This is a genomic window from Sphingorhabdus arenilitoris, from assembly GCF_042651485.1.
GTDB classification, from domain to species: Bacteria; Pseudomonadota; Alphaproteobacteria; order Sphingomonadales; family Sphingomonadaceae; genus Sphingorhabdus_B; species Sphingorhabdus_B arenilitoris.
In genome coordinates, this window is sequence record NZ_JBHSDH010000013.1 from 628,417 (window position 1) to 654,134 (window position 25,718).

26 protein-coding genes are annotated in these 25,718 nt (G+C 54.1%); 2 read left to right on the forward strand and 24 right to left on the reverse strand.

All coding sequences use genetic code 11. The annotated features are described in order from the left end of the window. The first annotated feature begins 132 nt into the window (after nt 1-132). The gene (locus tag ACFOWX_RS07120; RefSeq protein WP_381422663.1) at nt 133-1,419 is read left to right on the forward strand and encodes a citrate synthase; all 1,287 of its coding nucleotides are present in this window, start codon (nt 133-135) and stop codon (nt 1,417-1,419) included. On the opposite strand, the gene ACFOWX_RS07125 is transcribed toward ACFOWX_RS07120, so the two are convergent. The 4 genes from ACFOWX_RS07125 to ACFOWX_RS07140 all read right to left on the reverse strand — a co-directional run bounded on the left by ACFOWX_RS07125 (nt 1,420) and on the right by ACFOWX_RS07140 (nt 5,476). Next, on the reverse strand, nt 1,420-2,814 hold the full coding sequence (locus ACFOWX_RS07125) for a sensor histidine kinase (RefSeq protein WP_381422664.1): 1,395 nt from the start codon (nt 2,812-2,814) through the stop codon (nt 1,420-1,422). Then, a complete protein-coding gene (locus ACFOWX_RS07130) occupies nt 2,811-3,836 on the reverse strand; it encodes a hypothetical protein (protein WP_381422665.1) in 1,026 nt (341 codons plus the stop codon). Before ACFOWX_RS07130 ends, ACFOWX_RS07125 begins: the two co-directional genes overlap by 4 nt. Before the next feature lie 44 nt (nt 3,837-3,880). Further along, nucleotides 3,881-5,095, reverse strand: coding sequence for a hypothetical protein (locus ACFOWX_RS07135; RefSeq protein WP_381422666.1), 1,215 nt, complete (start codon nt 5,093-5,095; stop codon nt 3,881-3,883). A gap of 69 nt (nt 5,096-5,164) precedes the next feature. Beyond that, nucleotides 5,165-5,476: an Hpt domain-containing protein gene (locus ACFOWX_RS07140; RefSeq protein WP_381422668.1), complete on the reverse strand. Its 312-nt coding sequence runs from the start codon at nt 5,474-5,476 to the stop codon at nt 5,165-5,167. Nucleotides 5,477-5,545: 69 nt separating this feature from the next. Here ACFOWX_RS07140 and ACFOWX_RS07145 point away from each other — a divergent pair, with 69 nt between their 5' ends. Beyond that, the gene (locus ACFOWX_RS07145; protein WP_381422670.1) at nt 5,546-8,068 is read left to right on the forward strand and encodes a hypothetical protein; all 2,523 of its coding nucleotides are present in this window, start codon (nt 5,546-5,548) and stop codon (nt 8,066-8,068) included. Nucleotides 8,069-8,110: 42 nt separating this feature from the next. On the opposite strand, the gene ACFOWX_RS07150 is transcribed toward ACFOWX_RS07145, so the two are convergent. From ACFOWX_RS07150 to ACFOWX_RS07245, 20 genes are all read right to left on the reverse strand, one after another. Next, on the reverse strand, nt 8,111-8,389 hold the full coding sequence (locus ACFOWX_RS07150) for a DUF1467 family protein (protein ID WP_381422672.1): 279 nt from the start codon (nt 8,387-8,389) through the stop codon (nt 8,111-8,113). Beyond that, complete coding sequence (locus ACFOWX_RS07155; RefSeq protein ID WP_381422673.1) at nt 8,386-10,029, reverse strand: ribonuclease J; 1,644 nt, start codon at nt 10,027-10,029, stop codon at nt 8,386-8,388. The genes ACFOWX_RS07150 and ACFOWX_RS07155 overlap by 4 nt, the downstream gene beginning before the upstream one ends. Nucleotides 10,030-10,031: 2 nt before the next feature. After that, entirely contained in the window at nt 10,032-10,808 is a 777-nt protein-coding gene (locus tag ACFOWX_RS07160) for a type III pantothenate kinase (RefSeq protein ID WP_381422675.1), read from the reverse strand. Between the two features lie 9 nt (nt 10,809-10,817). Next, entirely contained in the window at nt 10,818-11,522 is a 705-nt protein-coding gene (locus tag ACFOWX_RS07165) for a biotin--[acetyl-CoA-carboxylase] ligase (protein WP_381422677.1), read from the reverse strand. A 23-nt stretch (nt 11,523-11,545) separates the two neighbouring features. Further along, nucleotides 11,546-13,003, reverse strand: coding sequence for an NADH-quinone oxidoreductase subunit NuoN (nuoN, locus tag ACFOWX_RS07170; protein ID WP_381422679.1), 1,458 nt, complete (start codon nt 13,001-13,003; stop codon nt 11,546-11,548). Beyond that, the gene (locus ACFOWX_RS07175) at nt 13,003-14,613 is read right to left on the reverse strand and encodes an NADH-quinone oxidoreductase subunit M (RefSeq protein ID WP_381422681.1); all 1,611 of its coding nucleotides are present in this window, start codon (nt 14,611-14,613) and stop codon (nt 13,003-13,005) included. The genes nuoN and ACFOWX_RS07175 overlap by 1 nt, the downstream gene beginning before the upstream one ends. Beyond that, complete coding sequence (gene nuoL, locus ACFOWX_RS07180) at nt 14,610-16,628, reverse strand: NADH-quinone oxidoreductase subunit L (protein ID WP_381422683.1); 2,019 nt, start codon at nt 16,626-16,628, stop codon at nt 14,610-14,612. The genes ACFOWX_RS07175 and nuoL overlap by 4 nt, the downstream gene beginning before the upstream one ends. Nucleotides 16,629-16,638: 10 nt before the next feature. Beyond that, nucleotides 16,639-16,944: an NADH-quinone oxidoreductase subunit NuoK gene (gene nuoK, locus ACFOWX_RS07185; RefSeq protein WP_381422685.1), complete on the reverse strand. Its 306-nt coding sequence runs from the start codon at nt 16,942-16,944 to the stop codon at nt 16,639-16,641. Further along, nucleotides 16,941-17,561 (reverse strand): NADH-quinone oxidoreductase subunit J, encoded by a 621-nt coding sequence (locus ACFOWX_RS07190; RefSeq protein WP_381422687.1) that lies wholly within the window; start codon nt 17,559-17,561, stop codon nt 16,941-16,943. The genes nuoK and ACFOWX_RS07190 overlap by 4 nt, the downstream gene beginning before the upstream one ends. 12 nt (nt 17,562-17,573) lie before the next feature. Continuing rightward, nucleotides 17,574-18,062 carry an NADH-quinone oxidoreductase subunit NuoI gene (gene nuoI, locus ACFOWX_RS07195; protein WP_381422689.1) on the reverse strand — a complete coding sequence of 163 codons (489 nt, stop codon included), beginning with the start codon at nt 18,060-18,062 and terminating at the stop codon, nt 17,574-17,576. After that, nucleotides 18,059-18,514, reverse strand: coding sequence for a hypothetical protein (locus tag ACFOWX_RS07200; protein ID WP_381422691.1), 456 nt, complete (start codon nt 18,512-18,514; stop codon nt 18,059-18,061). The genes nuoI and ACFOWX_RS07200 overlap by 4 nt, the downstream gene beginning before the upstream one ends. Nucleotides 18,515-18,519: 5 nt before the next feature. After that, complete coding sequence (locus ACFOWX_RS07205; protein WP_381422693.1) at nt 18,520-18,684, reverse strand: hypothetical protein; 165 nt, start codon at nt 18,682-18,684, stop codon at nt 18,520-18,522. 1 nt (nt 18,685) lies between these two features. Further along, nucleotides 18,686-19,222 (reverse strand): hypothetical protein, encoded by a 537-nt coding sequence (locus ACFOWX_RS07210; protein WP_381422695.1) that lies wholly within the window; start codon nt 19,220-19,222, stop codon nt 18,686-18,688. A gap of 5 nt (nt 19,223-19,227) precedes the next feature. Then, nucleotides 19,228-20,268 carry an NADH-quinone oxidoreductase subunit NuoH gene (gene nuoH, locus ACFOWX_RS07215; RefSeq protein ID WP_381422696.1) on the reverse strand — a complete coding sequence of 347 codons (1,041 nt, stop codon included), beginning with the start codon at nt 20,266-20,268 and terminating at the stop codon, nt 19,228-19,230. Next, the gene (gene nuoG, locus ACFOWX_RS07220) at nt 20,265-22,292 is read right to left on the reverse strand and encodes an NADH-quinone oxidoreductase subunit NuoG (RefSeq protein WP_381422698.1); all 2,028 of its coding nucleotides are present in this window, start codon (nt 22,290-22,292) and stop codon (nt 20,265-20,267) included. Before nuoG ends, nuoH begins: the two co-directional genes overlap by 4 nt. Beyond that, nucleotides 22,292-22,885 (reverse strand): hypothetical protein, encoded by a 594-nt coding sequence (locus ACFOWX_RS07225; protein ID WP_381422699.1) that lies wholly within the window; start codon nt 22,883-22,885, stop codon nt 22,292-22,294. The genes nuoG and ACFOWX_RS07225 overlap by 1 nt, the downstream gene beginning before the upstream one ends. Next, nucleotides 22,882-24,204 (reverse strand): NADH-quinone oxidoreductase subunit NuoF, encoded by a 1,323-nt coding sequence (gene nuoF / locus ACFOWX_RS07230; RefSeq protein ID WP_381422701.1) that lies wholly within the window; start codon nt 24,202-24,204, stop codon nt 22,882-22,884. Before nuoF ends, ACFOWX_RS07225 begins: the two co-directional genes overlap by 4 nt. A gap of 151 nt (nt 24,205-24,355) precedes the next feature. Beyond that, nucleotides 24,356-25,030: an NADH-quinone oxidoreductase subunit NuoE gene (nuoE, locus tag ACFOWX_RS07235; protein ID WP_381422703.1), complete on the reverse strand. Its 675-nt coding sequence runs from the start codon at nt 25,028-25,030 to the stop codon at nt 24,356-24,358. Then, a complete protein-coding gene (locus ACFOWX_RS07240) occupies nt 25,030-25,365 on the reverse strand; it encodes a nuclear transport factor 2 family protein (protein WP_381422705.1) in 336 nt (111 codons plus the stop codon). The genes nuoE and ACFOWX_RS07240 overlap by 1 nt, the downstream gene beginning before the upstream one ends. Next, a complete protein-coding gene (locus ACFOWX_RS07245; protein ID WP_381422707.1) occupies nt 25,358-25,519 on the reverse strand; it encodes a hypothetical protein in 162 nt (53 codons plus the stop codon). Before ACFOWX_RS07245 ends, ACFOWX_RS07240 begins: the two co-directional genes overlap by 8 nt. Between the last annotated feature and the right edge of the window lie 199 nt (nt 25,520-25,718).

A 25,718-nucleotide genomic window follows, 5' to 3' on the forward strand; every position in this document is an offset into this window, starting at 1 on the left:
GCTGCCATAAAGCGGCGGGCCAAGAGGAAGGGTTTCGGGATCATTTTGCTGAAACCGGGTGCCTCATTTGGGAATATATATTTACAGAATATTGTCCGGCCAGACGGGACAAGAATGACAGGAGTTAAGGCTATGAGCGATGATAAAGCAACGCTGACGATGGGCGGCGAAAGCTATGATTTTCCGGTATTTAAGGGCACGCAAGGTCCCGATGTCGTGGATATTCGGAAATTATATGCACAAACGGGAAAATTTACATTTGACCCGGGATTTACATCGACCGCAAGCTGCGAATCTGCGCTCACATTTATCGATGGTGATGAAGGCATATTGCTGCATCGCGGATATAATATTGAACAATTGTCTGAACAATCTTCGTTCATGGAAGTTTCCTATTTGCTGCTGAATGGGGAGTTGCCGAGCAAAGCCGAATTGGACGATTTCTCCTACACGATTTCGCGGCACACCATGCTGCACGAACAACTCGCGACTTTTTATAAAGGTTTCCGCCGCGACGCGCATCCCATGGCGATCATGTGCGGTGTCGTGGGCGCGCTCAGCGCATTTTATCATGATTCGACCGACATTGCCGACCCGGAACATCGCAAAATTTCAAGCCACCGTTTGATTGCAAAAATGCCCACTATTGCGGCCATGGCCTATAAATATTCAATCGGTCAGCCGTTCCTCTATCCGGATAATGATTTGAGCTATACCGGCAATTTCCTGCGGATGACCTTTGGCGTTCCTGCCGAAAATTACGAAGTGAACCCGGTCATTGAGCGGGCCATGGACCGGATTTTCATCCTGCACGCCGACCATGAACAAAATGCGTCGACATCGACCGTCCGGCTCGCGGGCTCTTCGGGCGCTAATCCTTTTGCATGTATCGCCGCTGGTATCGCTTGCCTTTGGGGTCCGGCGCATGGCGGCGCGAATGAAGCGGCGCTCAATATGCTGCGTGAAATTGGCACGCCCGACCGCATCCCTCATTATATTGAGCGGGCAAAAGATAAAAATGATCCCTTCCGCCTGATGGGCTTTGGCCACCGCGTTTACAAAAATTACGACCCGCGTGCGACCGTGATGCGCAAAACCGTCCGGGAAATCATGGCCGAGTTGAAGGTCAATGATCCGGTGTTTGAAGTCGCTTTGCAGTTGGAAGAAATGGCGCTCAACGATCCGTATTTCATTGAAAAGAAACTATTCCCCAACGTGGACTTTTATTCCGGCATCATTTTATCGGCAATCGGCTTCCCGACCGAAATGTTCACTGTGCTGTTCGCCCTGTCCCGCACAGTGGGTTGGGTGGCGCAGTGGAATGAGATGATTTCCGATCCTGCCCAAAAAATCGGTCGTCCGCGTCAGCTTTATACTGGTCCGACGGCTCGCGATTATGTTCCGCTAACTGCGCGGTAACTATCCAGACGGCAGGGTGAGCGTGAATTTGGCGCCGCCCTGCCCGCCTGGCCCTGTGCTGCTCGGCGCGTCGCCAACGGCCAAATCGCCGCCCATCGCACGCGCGAGCCTGCGCGAAATATATAGGCCAAGCCCGCTGCCACCGTCGCCCGATCGGCCCAATCGTTCGAATTTGGCGAAAATCTTTTCACGGTCATCGGGCGCAATTCCAGTGCCTTCATCGCAAACGGTGACCATCGCAATTTTGCCGCCTGACTGAATATCAATGGTAACCCGCGTTCCTGCTGGAGAATAGCGGATGGCATTGGTTACCAGATTGATCAATATTTGCAGCACACGGCGAAATTCGGCTTGCGCCTTGATCTTCAGTTTCTCCGGCGGGGTGATGATAGTGATCCGGTGATCCGCAGCTTTCAGCGCCAGCAAACCGGCCACACGGCGGGCCAAATCACCCAGCTCAATATCGTCTTTTTCAAAAGAGAAATCGGGCCGCTCAATTGCTTCTAAATCCCCCAAATCGTCAACTAACGCGACCAAATGGCGGGCGGCATTGGCAATATCTTTGGCATAGCTTGCATAATTTTCGCGAATGGGCCCTTGCAATTTTGCACCAATCGTTTCGGCATTGGCGATAATCCGGCCCAGTGGCTGACGCAAAACCGGGGCAAGATTTTGGCCGAATAACAATTCGCTACCGTCACGCGCTTGCTCAACATCGCCGTCACCAGCAATGACGGAATGCGCCGCCGCAGGACGCAAATCGAGGTGGTAGCCCGAAAACAAACCACCCGCTGCCCGCGACACATCGGCCAATATCGAATAGCGCCGATCATCACCTGCAAAACCAACGTCATCAACCTTGGCCAGCTCCTGCTTCTCCATAAAAGTCAGTAGCGTTTTTGCGCCTTCCTGCTGCATATCAAATAGCTTTTGGGCCGGCTGACCGATGGCGGTTGGACCCAGAAATCCGGTCAGATTGCCTTCCGCCGATAAAAGCCGCAAATGACGGTCAAATATCAACGCGCCTATTTCGTCGCTACCGTCGATTTGTTGATCGCGCTCAGCGGCTTTACCGACATTTAACGCCTCCGATACGCGCCAACCCGAAACGGTCAAAACTGCAATATCGCCAACCAATTTTGATTCAACCCATAGGTCAATATCTTCGTCATCACTGGCAACGCGGACTGCCCGGGCCAATCGCATTTTGATGCGATGTGTTGCGCTCGCTATGGCCGCAAGACCGGGCACCGCGAATTGGCCGCCATCCGTTCCGCCCGCCTGCCGGTGCAAATGCAAAATAGGCTCATCGGCGCGCAGCAAGCGGCCATCACTTGCCACATCAGCGGTAACAGCGGCCGCATCTTTCCGGTCCTGATAGCGCACGCCGGTCATACGATGTCCCCATTCAGACCGCCCGGAAATGCCAGAAAGCGAGCGCGCTGCTCCGCCCATGACGACAGCTCTGCTCGGATGTCCGCTGGGTCGGTCCGGTCATAACCCGTATCGAAAATCGTCACTTCATGCGGGGTCAATTCAAAACCTTTGAACAAGCATATCACTGCCATCGCATTTTCGCGGTCCAAACCGGCCACGCGCAACATCATGGCCAGCGGCGCGGCGCTATGTCCGCCGATCAGCCTTAATATATGGTCATGTTCGAGGCCGGTGTGAGCCGCCAATTTTGCGGTGAATAGCGACAAGCCAGCCTTTTGCGGCACCAATACCTCCGCATCATATGTTGCTGGCAAGAATAGCGCGAGTTTGCGAGCAGCGGCCCGGCGCGTCTGGGCCTCATCCTGTTCGCTGAGCAATAGTTTTGCATTGGAAATATGCGTTTCGTTTTTATCACCGGACAAGATTTGCAGCGCGGCAACCACGCGCCAGACAAGCTGATGCAAGCTTTCGGGCGGCAATTCGCGGTAGAGATTTTTATGCGACCGCCGGTTCAAACTTTCACTGGCGAGGAGCGCCTGCGCCATTTCTGCGACATTCAAATCGTCATTTTCGAGGCATAAGGCAGGCAATTGTTCGGTCACATTCACATCATCTGCGCCGGCAATTTTGGCTTCCAACCGGCTTTCCGAAAAGCGCGCCAGTAAAAAATCGATAAGCGCAGGCTCTTTCAAAAATCCAGATCGGGATAGCATATCCCAACTATGCGGTCCCCGCCCATCCGGTTGGGCGGCAAGACCCGCAGTCGGTGGCGGTGCAATGCGCAGTTCGATCGCCTCCACCATGGCTTTCAACCGCGTGGATACCGACGAAAGCATTTCTTCCGATGGAATGAAATGACCGGTTGGAAATGCCATTTTTGACACGTCGATACACTGCGCCTTGCTGTCATGCGCGTAATATCGAGCGACGGCCAACAGGTCATCTTCAAGGTAAACTGGCAGTTTCAAATCGCGGTCCATTTAATTGTCCAGCGAAACTATAGGATTTTTGGGTTAATTTGGGTTTAAGCCTGTTTTTTATTGCTGGAAAAATATTCGGGCAGCAACAAAATGGATAATTGAGATAATATCAATAGCTTAATGGCAAATCCCCAAGCATCAAAAATGGCCATCACCAAAAGCAACAGGGCCAAGAGTGCGGGAGACGCGGCGATTGATTTATACCAGGATGAAGATGTTGCCTTTTTAATATATAATGACAGCAGGATGAATATAGTCGGCGCGAATAATGCCTCTGGCCGCATCGCATCTTCGGCCCATGAGATCGCAAATACTGCCAATGCCAGCAACAGCCATAGCCCATGCCCCAATAGCGCACCGACATGGTCAATTTTTGCCTCCTCTTGCAGCAAGTCTCTCAATTTAATCAGGAAACAGCAAATGAGAATGAGTGCGATCGACAGTCCGGGATAGCCGGTCCACCCCAACGCAATCGCACCCAGCGCAGACAATAGCCCTGCCCCATCCAAACCAATTTTTGCCGATGGCGTTTTCCAGAATATCGGAGCAATTTTCGCCGCGAGCGGGCCAAAAAACTGCGCCTCAATCACGCCGTCGCCGTGATGCGCTTTTTTGGCCAGCAATTCGCGGGTTAAAGCGGCGCCTTCTGATACCGACGTAATCAGGCGCAGTTGCTTGCCGTCCAATAGCTGCTGATTAAGCGGCCGATGTGTGATCTTATCCTGCAACGCCTGACGCAAAAGCGAGGAATCAATGCTCCATTCATCCGGTAATGCAGCAATTGCCGAAATGGACCGGTGATCCAACAAAGCAAGTCCGCCCCAAAAGCTGTTCAGGTCAATTCGTTCAAACCGCTCATTTTCTTTCCGCCCATCCAGCGTCACGATATAAGCCGACGGCTGCTGCACCATTTCCGCAAGCACAGCGTCATCGGCGATAACGCCGTCTGCCATCACGAATAACAATTCGCCCATGCCCAATTTTCCGCCCAGATCGGCGGGGGAACGGATGAATTCTATGTCGATGCCGCGCTGCTTCATTTGGTCGGCAACGGCGACAATTGCGCCCGATACGACATCGACTTCGATCAGGAATTTCCGGATACCAGCCTTCACCAATTGTTTAATTTGCAGCGCAATTAAAGGCTCGCCCGACACCGGAATCAAGCATGCGGCCCCCTTGCCGTCATCACCCGAGGCAGCGGCGGCCGACAATAAAGCCGTTTCTACTTTTACATGAATGTCATTTCCGCTGGACATGGCAGCGGAATATGCGCCGCCCGGTGATTTGCAAAGTAATTTTTTGCCCGGCTGCGGCTTTGCCGTCTGTTACGGAATGATGTGAAGTTCAATCTCGGAAAGCGCTTTGTCCAACTCGCGGATCACAACCGGATCGCCGGGTGCGCCTGTTCCCGCTTGATCGGCAAGCTCCATCAAATGCGTGGCACCAAAACTGGCCGCTAAACCTTTCAACCGCCAGCTGCTATATTGCCAATTGGCATCGCAGCGCGACCGGGAAAGCAGGCTGATTTGCCGCTTTGCGCTCTCCACAAATGATGCGCGCAGCTCCGCCGCCAATGCGGCATCCTCTCCCGCTGCGGCTTTCAAAGCTGTATCAAATGCGCCATAATCCATCGACATAATCGCTCGATAAACCGTTTAAGGTTAACTTTACGTTTCATCGCGGAATTTTTATGGTAAACATCGTGTATGACTGTCCGATCAAAAATAGTCGGCATCGACCGGCAAAGCCCCGAAGACGCCCAATCTACTGAAGAAGTCGGCGCTTCTGCGATTTCATTTGGTGAAGAAAAAGCCGCTGATGCTTCTTTATTGGAATTGTCCGAAACGGATGAAGCCTCCGAATATGATACCCAATATGATGATGAATATGCATCGCCGCGCAGCAATTGGAAAAGCTATGTAGCGCCGGTTTTGCTGACGCTATTATTTGCAGGATGGACGGGATTTTTTGCTTGGACGTATCAAGCAGAATTACTCACGCTAACGCCGAAAAACGCCATCGGCTTGATCGGCAATTGGGCCCTGCCCGCAAGCTTGATCGGGATAATCTGGCTGTTGATTTTGCGATCTAGCCGGTCGGAGGCTGCGCGGTTTACTGACGCCGCCGTGAAGCTGCGTAATGAAAGCGATGCGCTGGAACAACGCATGCGCACGGTGAATGAAGAAATCGCGATGGCGCGGGAATTTTTGGCGCAAAATGCTTTGGAACTGGAAAGCGTCGGGCGGCGGGCTGCTGCCAATTTGGTTGAGGCATCGGGAAAGCTGAGCCAAGCGCTGCATGACAGCGATGCAAAGGCAAAGACGTTGGAAACGGTGAGCAACGCGGCAACCAATAATCTGGAGCAGCTTCGCAAACATTTGCCAGTTGTAACCAGCGCCGCAAAAGATGTGACCAATCAAATCGGCAATGCGGGCAATAGCGCACAAATGCAGGTCAAGGCGCTGATAGCTGCGCTTGAGCAGGTTGCCGCCGCCGGAAATGAGGCACGCGGCAATATAGACGGCATGGAACACCGCGCGGCCGAAGCCGCGATGCAGTTGACGCAGTTGATCGACCAAAATCGCGATAAACTGACCCAAAGCGTTGGCGAGGCCCGTGAGCAGGCGCAGTTGATTTCGGCTGTATTGACCACCAGCAATCAGGAAATTTCATCATCGCTTGACGCCGCAATAGCGCGGTTGTCCGGCGCGGCGCAGCAGTCGGCTGCGCATGTCAGCGAGGTCGTTGATGGCCAGACACAGCAAATGGAACAACGACTGGGTGACGCAGCAAATGCTCTGTCAACTGGGCTAGATGACCGCAGTGCCGACCTTGCCCGCAAACTGGACGATAGTGCCAAAGACATCGCAGCCCGCATTGAAGGCAGCAGCAGCGAAGTCGACCTATTTGTCGAACGCAACATTGCCAAATTAACGCAGCAGGTTGAAATGTTGCGATCTTCCTTAGAGGAGATGGCCGCGCAGTCGGCGGGAGAAGACAAGCGGATCGACGATATGATCGAACGCATGACGCGCAATTTGGATCAGCGTGCCGAGCAGCTGGCTCTGATCGATGAAGCGGCAACCGACCGTTCGGTAAAACTCGCATTTTCACTAGAAGCGCTGGTCGAAAGCACGCAGCAGCTGAATCTAGAGTTAAAGGGCAGCGAGGGCACAGCCGCCGATTTGGTGGAACGGTCGGAACGGTTCCTGCTCGCCATCGACACAGCCAACCGCGAATTGGAAGAAAATCTGCCAACCGCCCTGTCGCGGGCCGACGACCATATTGCAAAAAGCCTGACGCGGCTTGATGAAACCGCCGCGAAGGCCGCCGCGCTCGACGCTCATAATGACAATATGCTGGCAAAGTTGGCGACGATTGACCATCTGCTCTCCGCTCAGCAGGATAGCGTCAACGCTCTATTGTCCGGCAGCGACGCAGTATTTGCGGAACGGAAGGAACAGGCCGAGGCGCTGAGCGCAAGCTTACAGGATACAAGGTCGATCATGTCCGAAATTATGAGTGCATCAACCGAGAACCTGTCGGACACATTGGAACGGTTGAAACAGGACGCCCGAAACGCCGCCGATGAAAGCCGCAAGACATTGGAGGCGGAAATGGCCGACGTCGCAGATCGCCTGTCACAAGATAGCGCCGCTGCTCTAAAAACGGCGATAGATGCGCAAGTGGCATCGTTGAATGATATGGTGCGCCAATCGCTGGAGAATAGTTTTAACCAGTCCAGCACAGCCACACAGCAGCTGAGTCAGCAGCTGGCCCAAATCGACGATATGACCAGCAGTTTGGAGCGTCGCCTGTCACATGCCAAGGATAGTTTTGAAGGCATTGATGACGACAGCTTTGCCCGGCAAATGGCGCTATTGACCGAATCGCTCAATTCGATCGCCATAGATGTGGCCAAGATCCTGTCGAACGAGGTGACCGACACATCATGGGCCGCCTATTTGAAGGGCGACCGCGGGGTGTTCACCCGCCGTGCTGTGAAGTTGCTGAGCGCTGGAGAGGTCAAAATGATCCTGGCGCATTATGACGAAGAGCCCGAATTCCGCGAACATGTGAACCGCTATATCCATGATTTTGAGGCGATGATGCGTGTATTGCTCAGCACCCGTGATGGCAATGCGATTGGCGTGACCCTGCTATCGTCCGACGTCGGCAAGCTCTATGTCGCGTTGGCACAGGCCATTGAGCGGCTGCGCACCGATTGAAGCTGCACTGATTGAAACTGCGGTCTGCCGAAACCGTTCTGCTCAGCTGTTACCCATCCCGCTATAGAGCGCATCGAAACTATGCCGGTCTATCCAGCCATAGACATAGTTGACATAATACAGGCCGAATAACGCCGCAGACAGCAAAGTCGTGCGCAATAATATTTTCTTCGGCTGAAAATTGGCAGGCGAACCATGATCCTGCCCCAGCAGCTTCTCTGCGCCCGCCTCATCCATACTTTTAATGCCGAAAGGCAGGACGACAAAGGCGGTGAGTACCCAAAATAGGGCGTAAATGGCTATGATAGAAATCCAGCTCATGCTGTCTCCAAAATGATTACATCGACTATCGGCTTCTTACCCGTCCATGTGGTCGCAAGCCTGCGCACCGCAAGGCGGGTAGATTCCCGTAGCTGTTCAAAATCGCCCTTATTGTCCTTCACCGCTTTTATCGCCGCCTCGGTGGCTTCATCGATGAAATCTTCGATATCTTCTTCAATAGGCACCCCGTGCAAGCGAATTTCAGGTGTGCCGATAAGCTTATCATTAGCGCCCAGTGCAATCGCAACACTGATCAGGCCATACCACGATAGCCGCCGCCTTTCGGTGATCGTCTGTCCATCAGCGGCAACGATCGTATCACCATCCAGCACAAGCCGGCCCGTGCGTTCCTGCGCAATCCTCTCTGGTCCATCATGCGATAGGCGGATGACATCTCCGTTCGATTGCACGATGGTTTTCGGTACACCATGCGCCTTTGCAAAGCGCGCCTGTTCGGCCATATGCCGCCGCTCGCCGTGGACCGGCACCAAAATTTCGGGCCGAATCCAATCATACAACCTCGCCAGTTCCGGTTGCCCCGGATGACCCGACACATGGACATGCGCCTGTTTTTCGGTAACGGTCAGGATATTACGCTGCGCCAATTGGTTCATGATCACGCCAATTGCAATTTCATTGCCCGGTATCTGTTTCGACGAGAAGATGACGGTATCGCCTTCTTCCAGCTTCACCGGATGATTGCCCTCCGCAATTCGTCCCAGCGCCGCGCGAGGCTCACCCTGCCCGCCCGTTGCCACAACCATCACATCGCTGCGCGGCAAGGCATCAACCTCCCGCATATCAATTGTCGGCGGCATATCGCGCAAATAGCCATTGGCCTGCGCCGCTTCGATTATCCGGTGCAGCGACCGTCCGGCAAAGCATAATGTCCGTCCGCTTTCCCGCGCAACATCGGCGAGGGTTTGCAACCGCGCCGCATTGGATGCAAAAGTCGTGATCAGCACCCTGCCCTTGGCTGATTTAACTGATTGCAACAAATCCGCCTTCACGCTGCCTTCGCTCCCGCTTTCGGCCGCATTAAAGGCATTGGTTGAATCGCAAATCATCGCGAGCACGCCCTCATCACCGATCATGCGCAATTCTTCTTCGGTTGATGGCTGGCCCAGCACGGGCATATCGTCGAGTTTCCAGTCGCCAGTATGGAATATACGGCCATAAGGGGTGTCTATGACGCAGGCGCTCATTTCCAGCATCGAATGAGCGAGCGGGAATAAACGGAAACCAAAAGGACCAAGCGAGAAGGAACCGTTCATCGGTATGATGTTCAGTTCGATATCGTCCAATATCCCTTCTTCCTCCAGCTTTCCTTGAATCAGCGTCGCGGTAAAGGGCGTCGCGTACAGCGGCACGCCCAGATCGGCGGCAAAATAGCGCACCGCGCCAATGTGATCTTCGTGCCCGTGGGTCAGGACGATGCCGAGCAGGTCATCACGCCGTTCTTCGATAAACTCCAAATCGGGCAGGACCAGGTCAACGCCCGGATATTGGCTGCCCGAAAATGTCATGCCCAAATCGACCATCACCCATTTGCCGTCGCATCCATATAGATTGACATTCATGCCAATTTCATCCGACCCGCCAAGTGCGAGGAACAGCAATTCTTTACCAGGGGTAGTCATTTTTATGTGTCTCTATTCTCATATAACAGCGCTAGGCCATTTAGCGTCAAATCAGGTTCAATCCGATCAAACAGATTATTATGCTCCTGAAATAAAACGGCAAGTCCGCCAGTGGCGATTATGGTCACGGGCCGTCCAATTTCTGCCTTCATCCGGGCCAGCAATCCTTCAATCAATCCGACATAGCCCCAATAAATTCCAATCAGCATCTGACTTTCCGTGGTCCGTCCGATAACGCTTTTGTCTTCGGGTGTCTCTATCGCGATTCGCGGTAGCTTGGCGGTATTGCCGACCAATGCTTCGAGTGAGAGGTTAATCCCCGGCGCGATAATGCCGCCCATATATGCCCCATCCGCGCCGATATGGTCGACCGTGGTGGCTGTGCCAAAGCTGATGACTATTTTGTCGCCTTTTTCCAAGGCATGCGCTGAAATTGCGTTGACCGCCCGGTCTGCGCCGACTGAATGCGGCTCTTCCACTTTTAACTCGATGCCCCATTCAACCGGCGCTCGTCCGGCAACAAGGGGTTCCACGCCGAAATATTTGCGCGCGAGGGTGCTGAGATTATGGAGCGCACGCGGAACGACGGTGGAGACGATGACCGCGTCAACCGCGCTGCGGTCAAACCCTTCCAATTCCAATAGCTGAATCAACCAAACCGCATATTCATCCGCTGTTTTGCGGGCATTGGTCGCGATGCGCCACCGCGCCTTAATCTCGCGTCCTTCAAATAGCGCAAATTTGATATTGGTATTTCCGGCCTCAATCGCGAGCAGCATTCCGGCCCCCTATACTAAAAAAACATCGGCGGCATGAATGGCATGAATATCGCCATTATCCAAGCGCAGCTTTAACGCGCCCTCGCCTGTCAGCCCGTCATATTTGCCAAGCAGCCGATCGCCATCGGGCAATTGCACCGACAATATGGTGCCCGCCGTATATGATTTTTCCTGCCAAAGTGACAATATCGGCTGTGTTCCGTACGTGCGCCACCGGGCCAGCAATTCGGCAAAAGCGCCGGCCAGCTTCTCGGTAAATTGCTGCGGCGATGGTGGTTCTGTCCCTAACGCCAAAAGACTTGTGACGGGCCGGTCCAATGTTTCGGGGTGGCTGGACAGGTTGACACCAATCCCGACAATCACCGCATCACCGGTGCGGTCAAGCAGCATCCCGCATAGCTTTGCCGGTGGATCGGCGATTGCACCCATTGCCATAATATCATTCGGCCATTTGATCCTGAAATCCACATTCGGCGCAAGCTGCTGCAATATATCATGCACCGCAATCGCGGCCACGAAAGCAAGCGTGGATGCAGGCGGATCATTGGGCAATAAACGCACCAGACCGCTGACATAGACATTGCCGGACGGGCTGATCCATTCGCGGCCCATACGTCCGCGCCCACCCGATTGCCGGTCTGCGCGCAGCCATAAACCTTCGCCCGCGCCGCCCTTTGCCCGCTCGATCAAATCCGCATTGGTCGAATGGGTCAATTCAACTTGTTCGAAAACGGGTATCAGAAAGCGAGTGCCCCCGCCGCCGTGGCCGTTAACGCCGTCAGCGCCGGTATCGCCAAATAACCGAGCGGCGAGACCAACACAGCAAGCACGCCGCCGCTTATGGCCAGCGCCTTGTCATCATCGCCGACGATAACATCGGTGGCTTCGTCAAAATACATGAGCTTGACGACTTTCAGATAATAGAATGCGCCAATAACCGATGCGGCGATGCCGATCACCGCGAGCGGCAATAATCCAGCGGCAACCGCTGCGTTGAATACGACCAGCTTGCCCCAAAAACCGAAAAGCGGCGGGATACCGGCGAGTGAAAACATGAATATCGCCATCGCTGCGGCCAATGCAGGGCGGGTTTGCGACAGGCCCGCAATATCGGACAGCCCTTCACGAAGCCGCCCGTCACGTCCGCGCAGCTGCATCAGGCAGATGAAGCCGCCCAATGTCATCAACACATAAATCGTCAGGTACACGAGCATAGCCGCCACACCTTGCGCCGTGCCCGCGGCCAGACCAATGAGCAAGAAACCGATATTGTTGATCGAACTATAGGCAAGCAGCCGCTTCAAATTTTGCTGCCCGATGGCGCCCACTGCGCCAATGATGATGGACATTAACGCCACCACCATGATAATTTGCTGCCACGCCGCCGTTTGCTCCCCAAAGGAGGTTATGGCCATCCGGACCAGCAATATCGTTGCAGCGACTTTTGGTGCGCTGGCGAAAAATGCCGTGACCGGTGTCGGCGCCCCTTCATACACATCGGGCGTCCACATATGAAACGGGGCCGCGCTGATCTTAAATGCCAGTCCCGAAAGGACAAAGACGATACCGAAAAGGCTACCCATGCCAATGTCACCGGCAAGCGCTTTGCCGATTGCACCAAAATTGGTGCTGCCGGTAAAACCGTAGAGCAGCGACATGCCGTATAACAATATGCCGCTCGCCAAAGCACCGAGCACGAAATATTTCAATCCCGCCTCAGCCGAGCGTTCGTCATTGCGGATGAAACTCGCCAATACATAAGCCGCCAAACTGTTGAGTTCCAACCCAATATATAGCGTAACAAGGTCATTTGCCGACACCATGATGCTCATGCCGACAGTCGCAAACAGGATCAGCACCGGAAATTCAGCGCGCATCGCGCCTACTTTTTCCAAATAGCGAGGCGCAATGATCAACGACATTGCGGCGGCAAAATAGATGAGCAGCTTCGAATAGCTGCCCAGCGCGTCCATTCGATACAGGCCGTCAAATGCGTCCCCGCCTAGCTCGAAGGAAGGGTTGAGCATGAATTCACCAACCACCCAAGCGCCAGCGGCAAATAACGCAGCTACCGATGCGATGCTGATAAAACGGCCGCTACCCTTATACCATGCAGCGACAAGCAGCAGAAATAGGCCGGAAAAACTCAAGATGATTTCCGGACGGACAAAATAAAGGGAAATGCCCAAATCCATTAGTGCCCGCTCCCCGTTTTTTCTTCTTCTGCTGATTTCGCGCGTTTTGAATGACCACCGCTATGGCCTGAGCCATGCGCATCATCCTTCACGCGGAATTTTTTGGTCGTTTTGTCATTTTCTTTGATCTTGGAATCGCTCACCGGTGTCGCTCGCTCAATCCGTTCAACAATCATCGACACGTCTTTGCGGATCGGCGCCAGGAAGCTTTCGGGATAGACACCCATCCACATAACCACCGCCGCAATCGGTGCGAGCAGCCACATTTCACGCCCGCTCAAATCTTTCATCGCCGCCGCATCCGCATTTACCTGTGCACCAAACGCAACGCGGCGGTAGAGATAAAGCATATAACCCGCGCCCAAAATAATGCCTGTGGTGGCGATCAATGTCGCCCATGTCGAAACCTTATACAATCCCGCCAGCGCCAGAAACTCACCCACAAATCCGCTAGTTCCCGGCAAGCCAACGCTCGCCATGGTGAACAGCATGAATAGCAGCGCATATTTGGGCATATTGATAGAAAGCCCGCCATAGCGGTCAATTTCCCGTGTATGCAGCCGGTCATAAATAACGCCAACGCACAGGAACAACGCGCCGGACACCAAACCATGGCTCAGCATGATGATGATCGAACCTTCCAGGCCCTGCTGATTAAACGCAAACAAACCAACGGTCACGATCGCCATATGCGCGACCGAAGAATAAGCGATCAGCTTTTTCATGTCATTCTGCACCAGCGCAACGAGCGAGGTATAGACCACGGCAACCATCGACAGGCCATATATCAACCAGACAAATTGCGCCGACGCCTCTGGAAACATCGGCAGGCTGAAGCGTAAAAAGCCGTATCCGCCCATTTTCAGCAGCACGCCGGCCAATATCACGGAACCCGCCGTCGGTGCCTGCACGTGCGCATCGGGAAGCCAAGTATGCACCGGCCACATCGGCATTTTCACCGCAAAACTGGCAAAGAAAGCAAGCCACAACCAAGTTTGCGCCTGTGCGCTGAAATCATATTTATGCAGATCCGGGATGTAACCCGTGCCCGCTGTCTGAATCATCCACAGCATCGCGATCAACATCACCACTGATCCAAGCAGCGTGTAGAGGAAGAATTTATAGCTGGCGTAAATCCGGTTATCACCGCCCCAAATGCCGATAATCAGATACATTGGTATCAAGCCGGCTTCGAAGAATATATAGAATAACATCAAATCCTGCGCCGCAAAAACGCCGATCATCAACGCCTCCATCAGGAGGAACGCCGCCATATATTCACCAACACGGGTCTGTATCGCGTTCCAGCTGGCCCCGATACAGATGGGCATCAGGAACACCGACAACATGATGAGCAGCAAGGAAATGCCGTCTATGCCCAATTTCCAACCCAGAAATTCACCAAACAGATTGACGCTTTCGACAAATTGCCATTGCGCACCATTCACATCAAAGCTGGCCCATAGCCAGATACCGAGCAAAAGCTCAGCCAATGTAACGGTAAGCGCCAAAATACGTGCGCCTTCATGCCGCACAAACAAGCAAGCGATTGCCGCCAGCACGGGCAGCAGGATCATGATCGAAAGAATTGGAATTGCCCCTGCGTTCATCGTGCCTGCACCATCATCCAGCTAACCAAAGCAACAAGGCCCAGCAGCATAACTAAAGCATAACTGTATAAATATCCCGATTGCAGGCGAACGGCCATGCGGCTGCCGAAGGCAACTGCGGCGGCGCTGCCATTGGGACCAAAACGGTCGATAATACCGACATCGCCGCCCTTCCAGAATAGCCGTCCGAACCAAAAGGCGGGCCGAACGAAGAGGAAATTATACAGCTCGTCAAAATACCATTTATTGAGGAAAAAATTATAAAGCGGCCGGAATGTCGCGGCCAAACGCTGCGGCGCATCATCGCTGCGGATATACATCATGTAAGCGGTGAACAGGCCCGTGAGCATCGCGAATGTCGATGACAGCTTCACCCATAACGGTACTTCGTGGATGGCGTGCATCAAACCCTCGCGGAAAGCCAAGGTGCTTTGCGCCCAAAATGCGGTCGCGCCGTGGTCGCCTTCGACAAAGGGGTTGTGGAATAAAAAGCCCGCAAATACCGCGCCAATTGTCAAAACACCAAGCGGCACCAGCATCGGCAGCGGACTTTCATGCGGGTGATATCCGCCGGTCGTATCTTCGCCAGCCTGCTCTGGCGTTTTATGGACGCTATGCTGAATATGCTCGCTTTGGATCCAGCGCGCCTTTCCAAAAAAGGTCAGGAACATCAAACGCCAGCTATAAAAACTGGTCAGCAGCGCGGCGAGCACGCCGATGCCAAAGGCATAGACGCCGTAATTGTCGCTGTTGGCCCCTGCAAAAGCCACTTCGATAATCGCATCCTTTGAATAAAAGCCGGCAAATCCGCCAAGGCCCACAATGCCGACACCGGTAATTGCCAATGTACCCGCCATCATCGCCCAGAATGTGAACGGAATATGTTTCCGCAGCGCCCCGTAATAGCGCATATCCTGTTCATGATGCATGGCGTGAATAACGCTGCCCGCCCCCAAAAACAGCAAAGCTTTGAAGAAAGCATGCGTGAACAGATGGAACATGGCCGCGCCATAAGCGCCCATCCCTGCGGCAAAGAACATATACCCTAGTTGCGAGCATGTGGAATAAGCAATCACGCGTTTAATGTCTGTTTGCACAAGGCCTACGGTCGCCGCAAATATCGCGGTGGTCGCGCCAACGACGGTGACAACATTCAGCGCAAATTGGCTGGTTTCAAACAAAGGTGATAGACGGCAAACCATGAACACACCGGCAGTAACCATCGTCGCCGCATGGATCAGCGCGGATACCGGTGTCGGCCCCTCCATCGCATCGGGTAGCCATGTATGCAGCCCAAGCTGCGCCGATTTGCCCATCGCGCCGATGAATAGGAGCAGGCAAAGCACCGACATCGTATCGACGCGCAGTCCCAAAAAGCCAATGCTCGATCCGACTTTATCGGGGGCCATCGCCAAAATATCGGGAATATTGACGGTGCCAAATACCAGATACACCCCAAATATGCCGAGCATGAATCCCAAGTCACCAACGCGGTTGACGACAAAGGCCTTAATCGCGGCGGCATTGGCGCTTGGTTTTTTGAACCAGAAACCGATCAGCAGATAAGAGGCAAGCCCCACGCCTTCCCAGCCAAAGAACATTTGCACCAGGTTATTGGCAGTGACCAGCATCAACATCGCGAATGTGAACAAGGACAAATATGCAAAGAAGCGCGGCTGATCCGGATCCTCCTCCATATAACCCCAGCTATAGAGATGGACCAGGGCCGACACCGTGGTGATCACCACCAACATAACAGCGGTCAAGCTGTCCACGCGCAATTCCCAGTCGAAGGTCAAATCACCCGATTGCACCCATTGCAGAACGGGCACGACATAGGCTTCGCTGCCGCCGCTGATAAAGCTGATGAAAATCGGCCAGCTTAAAATCGCGCTGACAAAAAGCGCGCCGGTTGTCAGCGACTTGGCAATCACATTGCCCAGCATACGGTTGCCGAGCCCGGCGATGATGGCTGCCAATAAAGGCAGGAACACGATGATATGAATGGATGTCACAAAGCGCCCCTTAACCCTTCATCCGGTTGATATCGTCAACCGCAATTGTGCCGCGGCCGCGGAAGTAGATTACCAAAATGGCAAGGCCAATGGCTGCTTCTGCGGCGGCAACGCACAGAACGAACATTGCGAAAATCTGTCCTGTTAAATCACCCAGATAAGCGCTGAATGCGACCAAATTGATATTCACCGACAGCAAGATCAGCTCGATCGCCATCAGGATGATGATCACATTTTTGCGATTCAAGAAAATCCCCAGCACGCCCATGACGAACAGGATCGCGCTGACCACCAGAAAATGTTCGATACCGATCATAGCTCGACCCCCTCACCCACCCCGGGCTGCGTATTGCGCACCGCATCTTGCGGACGGCGGCGGACCTGACGCCCGACATTCTGCCCCCGGGTACCCGTGCTTGGCCGGTGCGTCAGAACGATGGCGCCAATCATCGACACCAGCAAAATAAGACCCGCTGTTTCGAACAAGAAAATATATTTGGTATACAGCAACCCGCCAATCGCCTGAATATTCGGCATCTGATCGCTGACTGTCGCTGGGCCTGCGACCGGCACACCCAGCTCCACCGCGCCAGCGCGGTAAGCGCCAATGCCGAGGATAAGCTCACACACCAAAATAATGGCGAGCAATAATCCCAATGGCAGGTTTTTGGCGAAACCGGCGCGCAGCTCTGCAAAGTCCACATCCAGCATCATCACGACGAATAAAAACAGCACCGCAACCGCGCCGACGTAAACAATAACCAGCAGCATCGCGATAAATTCCGCACCGACCAGCACCATCAGACCCGCTGCGCTAAAAAAAGAAACGATCAGCCATAGGACGCTATGCACCGGATTGCGGGAGAAAATAACCATAGCTCCGGCCGCAATAACGACCGACGCGAACAAATAAAAGGCGATGAGTTGAATCATATGGACCGCCCCTTAACGATAGGGAGCATCGGCGGCAAGGTTTGCCGCAATCGCCCGTTCCCATTTATCGCCATTGTCCAGCAATTTCGCCTTGTCATACAGCAATTCTTCGCGGGTTTCGGTCGCATATTCAAAATTCGGCCCTTCAACAATGGCGTCGACCGGGCAAGCCTCCTGACAGAAACCGCAATAGATGCATTTGGTCATGTCGATGTCATAACGCGTGGTGCGGCGCGAACCATCATCGCGCGGTTCGGCCTCAATAGTAATCGCCTGCGCCGGACACACCGCCTCGCACAGCTTACACGCGATGCAGCGTTCCTCACCATTGGGATAACGGCGCAGCGCATGCTCACCGCGAAAACGCGGCGACAGCGGGTTCTTCTCAAACGGATAATTGATCGTCGCCTTGGGCTTAAAAAAATATTGCAAGGTCAGCCAGTGCGCCTTGACGAATTCCCATAGCGTGAAAGATTTGATGAGATGGGTGATGGCGGTCATAATCCACTCCGGTCCTTTTTGGGCACCGCCAAACAGGTGCCAGAATATTTTGCATCGGAGATAACCCCAAACGCGCTGTAATTAATTGGCTTGTCAAAATCAGCAATAACGAATTCATCTGAATTCAAAACCAAAACATCGCCGCCGACATCTATCATAGGGATCGGCCCTTTTTCCTTGAAAGAGCTCACCACTGTAGATTCAACCCCGCTGGATAACGTTAGTGATTCAACTCTAAACGATAAAAACCGATATTTATCAGGATTTTTCAAACCCGCTGTGATTTCCCATACATAAAGGTCAAATTCTTCCTGTTTTCCTGGCGATGTGAGAGCGCCTAAGCATTTCAAATGAGGTGCTTCTGCTTTCTTTTTATCTAGCGACTTTGTTTGAGCTTGCGCCGAAAAAGGCAACAAAGTCGCCGCCAGCAAAGCAACTAAAGGCCATTTCATCACCCTCACTCCGCCAGCATCGGTTTGCGGTTGCGCGCGCCGCGAACCAACGAAGGTCGCAGATCAATCAATCTAATACCAAATTGCACGGTGCTCCAATGGCACAGCACAGAATCTGTTATCGTGAGGCTGGTGCTGAAGAATTTGATGAAATGGGCTAAGGTGGTCATTTCAATTCGCCGTTTCTTCCAAGCTGCTGGCGGCATCGTCGCCTTGTTCGCCCGGTCCAGACGCGAGCCAGCTGCATTCCTTCATTTCCAGATCAATCCCATCGGCCTTATAATGAACATAAGGATATCCATTACCCGACGCCTGAGACGCGCCCATTACCAATGCGCCGAATTCAATGCTTTCGTTTGTCCCAATTGGCGTTTGGCCCGCAATCATTTCGCCAGTTCCGTTGAGCGTCAATTTGTTTACCGTTGCAAATCCCTCAAGCGGTTTTGCTGTAGCCTTCACGGACGGAAAGACACTCACATGACTAACCCGCTCCCCATTGACCAAGCTTGTGCGGATCAGGTTAACGAGGTTGCGCTGCGCATCCCCCTCTATTGTGAGCATAAACACACCGTCAATTGTCTCACTCGGGTCGGCGCATACGTATAACAGCGGTTTGCCATCTACTTTCCAATCTACAGGGGCGCTGCTGTCTGCGCCGGGCGCAGGCGTGATTACAAGCGATGACAGCATGACAATCGGCGACAGCATGCCCATCATCCATACCTCGTCAGCATCAGATACCCACTCACCAAAAACACCCAAAATAGCGAGATCGGCAGGAATACTTTCCACCCCAAGCGCATCAGCTGGTCATAGCGGTAACGCGGGACGGTAGCCTTGACCCAGCTGAAGATGAAGAAGAAGAGGAGTATCTTTGCAAATAGCCAGATGATGCCCGGCACGGCGTAAAGCGGCGCCCAATCCACCGGCGGCAAATATCCGCCCCAGAATAGGATCGCATTCAGCGTCGCCATTAAGAGCACATTGGCATATTCGCCGAGCCAGAACAGTGCGAAGCTCATCGACGAATATTCGGTTTGATACCCCGCAACCAATTCGCTCTCAGCCTCGGTCAAATCAAACGGCGCGCGCGCGGTTTCGGCGAGTGCGCTGATTAAAAATATCACCGCAATCGGGAACAGCAGCGGGTTGAGGCCGAATGCGTTAATGCCAAAGACATGACCTTTCTGCGCCTCGACAATGCCGCTCATGTTGAAAGTTCCGGCCCATAACACCACGCTGATCAAAACAAAGCCGATCGAGACTTCATAGCTAATCATTTGCGCTGCAGCACGCATGGCGGAATAGAAGGGATATTTGGAATTAGACGCCCAACCTGAAATGACCACACCGTAAACGCCAAGCGAGCTGATCGCCAATATGTAGAGCAATCCGACATTGATGTCGGATAGCACCACATCCGCGCCAAAAGGCACCACCGCCCAAGCCAGCAATGCCACGGTGAAGGTAATGATCGGCGCGATCAGGAAAAGGCCGCGATTGGATGCCGACGGGATAATCGTTTCCTGCAGGAAAACCTTCAAACCGTCGGCAAAACTTTGCAGCAGGCCAAATGGCCCCACCACGTTGGGGCCGCGCCGAAGCGCCATAGCGGCCCAAATTTTACGGTCGGCGTAAATAATCATCGCCACAGCCAGCATCAGCGGGAGCGCGATCAGCAATATTCCAGCCAAGGACGCCGTGAACCACGCCCATTCATAACTCATGCCGATTGATTGGAAAAATTCGGTCATTCCGCCGCCTCCAACATTTCTTCGCCATGGATCAATTCGCGGCTGCAGATATTCATCGTTTCGCTCGCGCGGCAGATAGCGTTGGTCAGGTAGAAATCCTTGATGGGGTAAGCAATTTCGCCTTTGGCTGTTGTCGGCAATTTGGGTGCATTCCAACCATAATCAGCCAGTCCTTCCGCGCCCAAGGCAGGCACCTCTGCCGCCATCGCCGCGCGGCAAGCGATCAGGTTGTCGAAAGGCAGCTTATGCCCCAAAACATCCGACAGCGCCCGGAATATCGCCCAATCTTCCCGCGCATCGCCCGGCGCAAATACCGCCTTGGTTGCCCGCTGCACGCGGCCTTCCAAATTGACGAACGTGCCATCTTTTTCGGTATAGGCGCTGCCCGGTAGGATCACGTCCGCAGCATGGGCGCCCTTGTCGCCATGGTGGCCGACATAAACTTTGAACGTCTTGGCAAATTTCGAAAAATCCACCTCATCCGCGCCTAAGAAAAAAGCCAGCTTCGGCTTTTTCGCCGCAATGTCGGCAATACCGCCCGGCTGCGCATAGCCCAACATCAATCCGCCCATCCGGCTCGCCGCCATATGCAGCACGTTAAAGCCATTCCAAGCGCGGCCATCGCCGAGTGTGCGGGCCAGATTATATTTCTCCGCCAGCTTCAACGCCGCACCGTGCAAGCCGTCCACCGCCAAAGCGCCGCCGCCGACAATGACCGCGGGCCGCTTCGCTGCTTTCAATGCGTCGGCGGCTTCCTTTGGCAGCTTCGCGATTTTCGCCGCGTCATTGCCCAGCCATTCCACCTTATACGACAAATCAGTTTCCGGCCCAATGGCGAACACTTTCGCTCCGCCGCGCCGCACTGCTTTTTGAATCCGAGTATTGACCAGCGGCGCTTCCCAGCGGACATTGCTGCCGATAATCAGGATACAGTCCGCATCTTCAATCCCGGCAATGCTGGTATTGAAATTCACGGCCGATAGCGAAGTAGTGTCATAGGATAGGCCGGTTTGGCGTCCCTCCAACATGGCCGAACCCATTTTGGCGAGCAGCGCCTTTGCCGCATACATCGTCTCGCAATCGGTCAAATCGCCTGCAATCGCCGCGACCGAGCTGCCCGCATTGACCGCCGCAATCGCAGCGAAAGCTTCCTGCCAGCTTGCCGGTTGCAGCTTGCCTTTGGCATCGCGCACAAAGGGCTTATCCAAGCGGCGATGGGTCAGGCCGTCGACCGCGTGGCGGGTCTTGTCGCTCGCCCATTCTTCATTCACATCGTCATTGATACGCGGAACAGCGCGCAGCACAGCCCGGCCCCGGCTATCAAGGCGGATATTAGTGCCAACCGCATCCATCACGTCGATCGATGGCGTTTTCTTCAACTCCCATGGCCGCGCTTCAAATGCATAAGGCTTCGACGTCAAGGCGCCAACGGGGCACAGGTCGACGACATTGCCCGAAAGCTCTGATTGTACCGCATGCTCCAGATAGCTGGTAATCTGCATATTTTCGCCGCGCCCAATCGCGCCAATCTCTTCAATGCCCGCCACTTCCTCGGCGAAACGGACGCAGCGGGTGCATTGGATGCAGCGCGTCATCACCGTTTTAACGATGGGCCCCATATATTTTTCGGTCACCGCACGCTTATTTTCTTCGTAGCGCGAGGAACCACGGCCATAGGCCATCGCCTGGTCCTGCAAATCACACTCGCCGCCCTGATCGCAAATCGGGCAATCAAGCGGGTGATTGATGAGCAGGAATTCCATCACGCCTTCGCGCGCTTTTTTCACCATTTGGCTGTCGGTGCGGATTTCTTGGCCTTCTGTGGCGGGCAGCGCGCAAGACGCCTGCGGCTTGGGCGGCCCGGGCTTTACCTCGACCAGGCACATGCGGCAATTGCCCGCGATGGACAGGCGTTCATGATAGCAAAAACGCGGAATTTCCTTACCCGCAAGCTCGCACGCCTGCAGGACGGTTGCGCCTGCTGGAACTTCGAGTTCGAGGCCGTCTACGGTAACTTTAGGCATTATTTTGTCGCCTTGCCATTTTGCAATTCAGCTTTCACATGACCAAAAAGCTGAATTAGGTTTACGGTGACGTTCGGAGCAGGCTCACAGGGTGGTGCTGCTAAACTTGTGGCCGTCATTCTGCGAACTGCCGGTTTGTGAGACGGGTCTGCCATCACTTGAACAAAAACTCTCGCCAATTGTTCATGGCTTCGAACTGCGCACTTAGCGAGAGAAGCTTCATCCATCACGGTCACAGCTTGCGAAATCCCATGGGCAGCTCCCCAGCGGGAAATGAGGGCATCGATTGAAAATGGCATGGGTTCGCCGTTCTTGAACTCGATGCAGCCCTCAATCGCTGGCATTAACAACTTGCTGTCGGGATCAGCCTCATTCTCTTGCCAAGTCTGTTTGTCGCGGCGCAGCAGGTGGTAAGTTGCATAACGACGAGTGATATCTGAGTTCTTGTCAAGAGAACAAACTACCAAAGCCTCGAAATCGTCGTTTGTGAACGGTCGTGGCTTCGCATTCAGATCAATCACGGCCGGCTGCGCAAATGCAGAAGCCGCACTGAACATGCATACGTTAAAGAGAAGGTGCCTAAAGGGCTTCATTCCGCCGCCTCCAACATATCACCGCCTTTACGCTCGTTAATCCGGCGCTCCATCTCTGGACGGAAATGCTTGATCAGCCCTTGAATTGGCCACGCGGCCGCGTCACCCAACGCGCAGATCGTGTGGCCTTCGACCTGTTTGGTTACTTCATACAGCGTATCGATATCGCCAATGTCGGCATCGCCCACGCGCATTTTTTCCATCACGCGCCACATCCAGCCTGTGCCTTCGCGGCACGGTGTACACTGCCCGCAGCTTTCATGCTTGTAGAAATAGCTTAAGCGGCTGATCGCCTGCACGATGTCGGTCGATTTATCCATCACGATCACCGCCGCCGTGCCAAGGCCGGAGCCTACTTCGCGCAGGCCGTCAAAATCCATCGGCGCGTCCATAATCTGCGCCGCCGGAACCAGCGGCACCGACGAACCGCCGGGGATCACCGCGAGCAGGTTATCCCACCCGCCTCTTATCCCGCCGCAATGTTTTTCGATCAGATCGCGGAACGGAATGCTCATCGCCTCTTCAACCACGCAGGGGCGGTCGACATGGCCGGAGATTTGGAACAGCTTTGTGCCCTTGTTATTCTCCCGCCCGAAGCTGGAGAACCAAGACGCCCCGCGCCGCAGGATGGTGGGGACCACCGCGATGCTTTCCACATTATTGACCGTGGTGGGGCAACCATACAGCCCCGCACCCGCCGGGAATGGCGGTTTCAGGCGCGGTTGGCCTTTCTTGCCCTCAAGACTTTCGATCATCGCGGTTTCTTCGCCGCAGATATAGGCGCCCGCGCCCCGGTGAACGAAGACGTCAAAGTCATAGCCCGATTTGGCCGCGTTCTTACCCAGCAGTCCGGCGTCATACGCCTCTTGCACGGCAGCAAACAAGACCTCCGCCTCGCGAATATATTCGCCGCGAATGTAAATATAAGCCGCCCGCGCACGCATTGCAAAACCAGCGATCAACGCCCCTTCGATCAGCTTATGCGGATCATGGCGGATAATCTCCCGGTCTTTACAGCTACCCGGTTCGGATTCGTCTGCGTTGATGACAAGGAAGCTCGGCCGGGAATTGCCGTCGCGGTCCAGCGGCGCTTGCTTGGGCATAAAGCTCCATTTCATGCCGGTGGGAAAACCCGCCCCGCCGCGCCCGCGCAGGCCGCTGGCTTTCATTTCTTCAATGATGGCATCCTGACCCAATTTGATCAGGTCCTTTGTCTTGTCCCAATCACCGCGTTTCTGCGCGGCTTTCAGGCCCCAGTCTTGATAGCCATAGACATTGGTGAAGATACGATCTTTATCCTGGAGAAAGTCAAAACTCATATGCCTGCTCCAGCCCGCAGGGCCATAAAAGGTTCGCGCGAAGACGCTAAGTCGCCAAGATAGAGAATAGCTGCAATGCTTCTTTGCGCCTTTGCGCCTTTGCGCGAAACAAAAGATAGCGCTTCAGGCAATTCAGGAAGAGATGTAAAACTCATTTCGCCCACTCCTTCCGGTAATCATGATTGCTCTTGACCATCGCGGCCAGATTGGTCGGCTCGCCCAGCGGTTCAACAGTATGCCGCCCGGGTTCCTGCGTGCCGGTTTTTGGCTGCTCCCCGCGCTCCAGCGCATCGAGGATCGCCATCGTGCGGTCATAGTCCAAATCTTCGTAATTATCGTCGTTAATCTGCACCATTGGCGCGCTGGCGCAGTTGCCCATGCATTCGACTTCGGTCAGCGTGAACAGGCCGTCGGGGGTCGTCTTACCCTTATTCATGCCTTTATTTTTGCAAGCACTCATCACCTCATCGCTGCCGCGTAGCAAGCAGGGCGTCGTGCCGCATACCTGCACATGATAGCGGCCCACCGGCGCAAGGTTATACATGGTATAAAAAGTCGCAACCTCATAAGCGCGCATGAACGGCATATCGAGCATGACTGCGACATATTCGATCACCGGCACAGGCAGCCAGCCCTGCGTTTGCGTCTCCGTCCCCACCTGACGCTGCGCCAGATCGAGCAACGGCATCACCGCGCTGCGTTGCCGCCCGGCGGGATAGCGCGCGATTATGGCCTTCGCCTGCTTCAAATTGGCAGGCGTGAATTTGAAATCGCCCCATTTGGCGCGGACTTCGGTTTCGTCGGGGATTTGGGGTGCATCAGCCATTAACGAATAAACTCCACGCGAGAGCATTTCTCGCCTTCAAAACTATAAACAGCAATTACTTCAAACGGTTCCGCATCGTCCGTGCGCCATACTTTCTCGCGCAGCACGGCATAGTCGCCAACTTCCTGAGCGCCAACAATCTCCGCCCGGTTTTGGGGATATTCGGCAAATATCGCTTTCAATCCAGAGCGCACGCCCTCTTTCCCTTCGCGCACCACCGCCCCGCGATAACCCGCCTCGCAAGCATCATCGGTCATCAACGCAACATAAGCGTCCGCATCCTGCGCATTATAATGCGCGATCATTTGGGTTGCGATGGCGACAGGCTTAGTCACAAGCCACTCCGTCACCCTGAACTTGTTTCAGGGTCCATATATCAGCCGAGACCATCAGTTTAAGAGGCAAAATAGATGCTGAAACAAGTTCAGCATGACGCCGGAGGAAGTCGCGGACTTCGGTTTCGTCGGCGATTTGTGCGGTGTCAGCCATTACCAAACCCCCGACTCACTGGACCAAATAGTCCTTAAGCGACTCTCCTCGAATTCAAATATGAGGGTATTGCCACCTATGTCGCAGCACTGACATTTCCAGCTTGCCGTTACTACAGCTCGTATTTGTGACCAGTTGCTGCCTTGAATTGTGAATCTACAAATATCGGACTCGCTGCTTGGAATGTCAGAAGGTTTTG

What these genes read in the sequence shown, in the direction of transcription:
- ACFOWX_RS07125 (WP_381422664.1), bottom strand. Translation starts at nt 2,814, where the DNA reads ATGACCGGCGTGCGCTATCAGGACCGGAAAGATGCGGCCGCTGTTACC.
- ACFOWX_RS07225 (WP_381422699.1), bottom strand. Translation starts at nt 22,885, where the DNA reads ATGAAGCCCTTTAGGCACCTTCTCTTTAACGTATGCATGTTCAGTGCG.
- nuoI (WP_381422689.1), bottom strand. Translation starts at nt 18,062, where the DNA reads ATGACCGCCATCACCCATCTCATCAAATCTTTCACGCTATGGGAATTC.
- nuoG (WP_381422698.1), bottom strand. Translation starts at nt 22,292, where the DNA reads ATGCCTAAAGTTACCGTAGACGGCCTCGAACTCGAAGTTCCAGCAGGC.
- ACFOWX_RS07190 (WP_381422687.1), bottom strand. Translation starts at nt 17,561, where the DNA reads ATGATTCAACTCATCGCCTTTTATTTGTTCGCGTCGGTCGTTATTGCG.
- ACFOWX_RS07140 (WP_381422668.1), bottom strand. Translation starts at nt 5,476, where the DNA reads ATGTCGATGGATTATGGCGCATTTGATACAGCTTTGAAAGCCGCAGCG.
- nuoE (WP_381422703.1), bottom strand. Translation starts at nt 25,030, where the DNA reads ATGGCTGATGCACCCCAAATCCCCGACGAAACCGAAGTCCGCGCCAAA.
- nuoN (WP_381422679.1), bottom strand. Translation starts at nt 13,003, where the DNA reads ATGGATTTGGGCATTTCCCTTTATTTTGTCCGTCCGGAAATCATCTTG.
- ACFOWX_RS07135 (WP_381422666.1), bottom strand. Translation starts at nt 5,095, where the DNA reads ATGTCCAGCGGAAATGACATTCATGTAAAAGTAGAAACGGCTTTATTG.
- ACFOWX_RS07155 (WP_381422673.1), bottom strand. Translation starts at nt 10,029, where the DNA reads ATGACTACCCCTGGTAAAGAATTGCTGTTCCTCGCACTTGGCGGGTCG.
- ACFOWX_RS07145 (WP_381422670.1), top strand. Translation starts at nt 5,546, where the DNA reads ATGACTGTCCGATCAAAAATAGTCGGCATCGACCGGCAAAGCCCCGAA.
- nuoH (WP_381422696.1), bottom strand. Translation starts at nt 20,268, where the DNA reads ATGACCGAATTTTTCCAATCAATCGGCATGAGTTATGAATGGGCGTGG.
- ACFOWX_RS07205 (WP_381422693.1), bottom strand. Translation starts at nt 18,684, where the DNA reads ATGACCACCTTAGCCCATTTCATCAAATTCTTCAGCACCAGCCTCACG.
- ACFOWX_RS07245 (WP_381422707.1), bottom strand. Translation starts at nt 25,519, where the DNA reads ATGGCTGACACCGCACAAATCGCCGACGAAACCGAAGTCCGCGACTTC.
- nuoK (WP_381422685.1), bottom strand. Translation starts at nt 16,944, where the DNA reads ATGATCGGTATCGAACATTTTCTGGTGGTCAGCGCGATCCTGTTCGTC.
- ACFOWX_RS07175 (WP_381422681.1), bottom strand. Translation starts at nt 14,613, where the DNA reads ATGAACGCAGGGGCAATTCCAATTCTTTCGATCATGATCCTGCTGCCC.
- ACFOWX_RS07150 (WP_381422672.1), bottom strand. Translation starts at nt 8,389, where the DNA reads ATGAGCTGGATTTCTATCATAGCCATTTACGCCCTATTTTGGGTACTC.
- ACFOWX_RS07210 (WP_381422695.1), bottom strand. Translation starts at nt 19,222, where the DNA reads ATGCTGTCGCCGATTGTCATGCTGTCATCGCTTGTAATCACGCCTGCG.
- ACFOWX_RS07200 (WP_381422691.1), bottom strand. Translation starts at nt 18,514, where the DNA reads ATGAAATGGCCTTTAGTTGCTTTGCTGGCGGCGACTTTGTTGCCTTTT.
- ACFOWX_RS07130 (WP_381422665.1), bottom strand. Translation starts at nt 3,836, where the DNA reads ATGGACCGCGATTTGAAACTGCCAGTTTACCTTGAAGATGACCTGTTG.
- nuoF (WP_381422701.1), bottom strand. Translation starts at nt 24,204, where the DNA reads ATGAGTTTTGACTTTCTCCAGGATAAAGATCGTATCTTCACCAATGTC.
- ACFOWX_RS07120 (WP_381422663.1), top strand. Translation starts at nt 133, where the DNA reads ATGAGCGATGATAAAGCAACGCTGACGATGGGCGGCGAAAGCTATGAT.
- ACFOWX_RS07160 (WP_381422675.1), bottom strand. Translation starts at nt 10,808, where the DNA reads ATGCTGCTCGCGATTGAGGCCGGAAATACCAATATCAAATTTGCGCTA.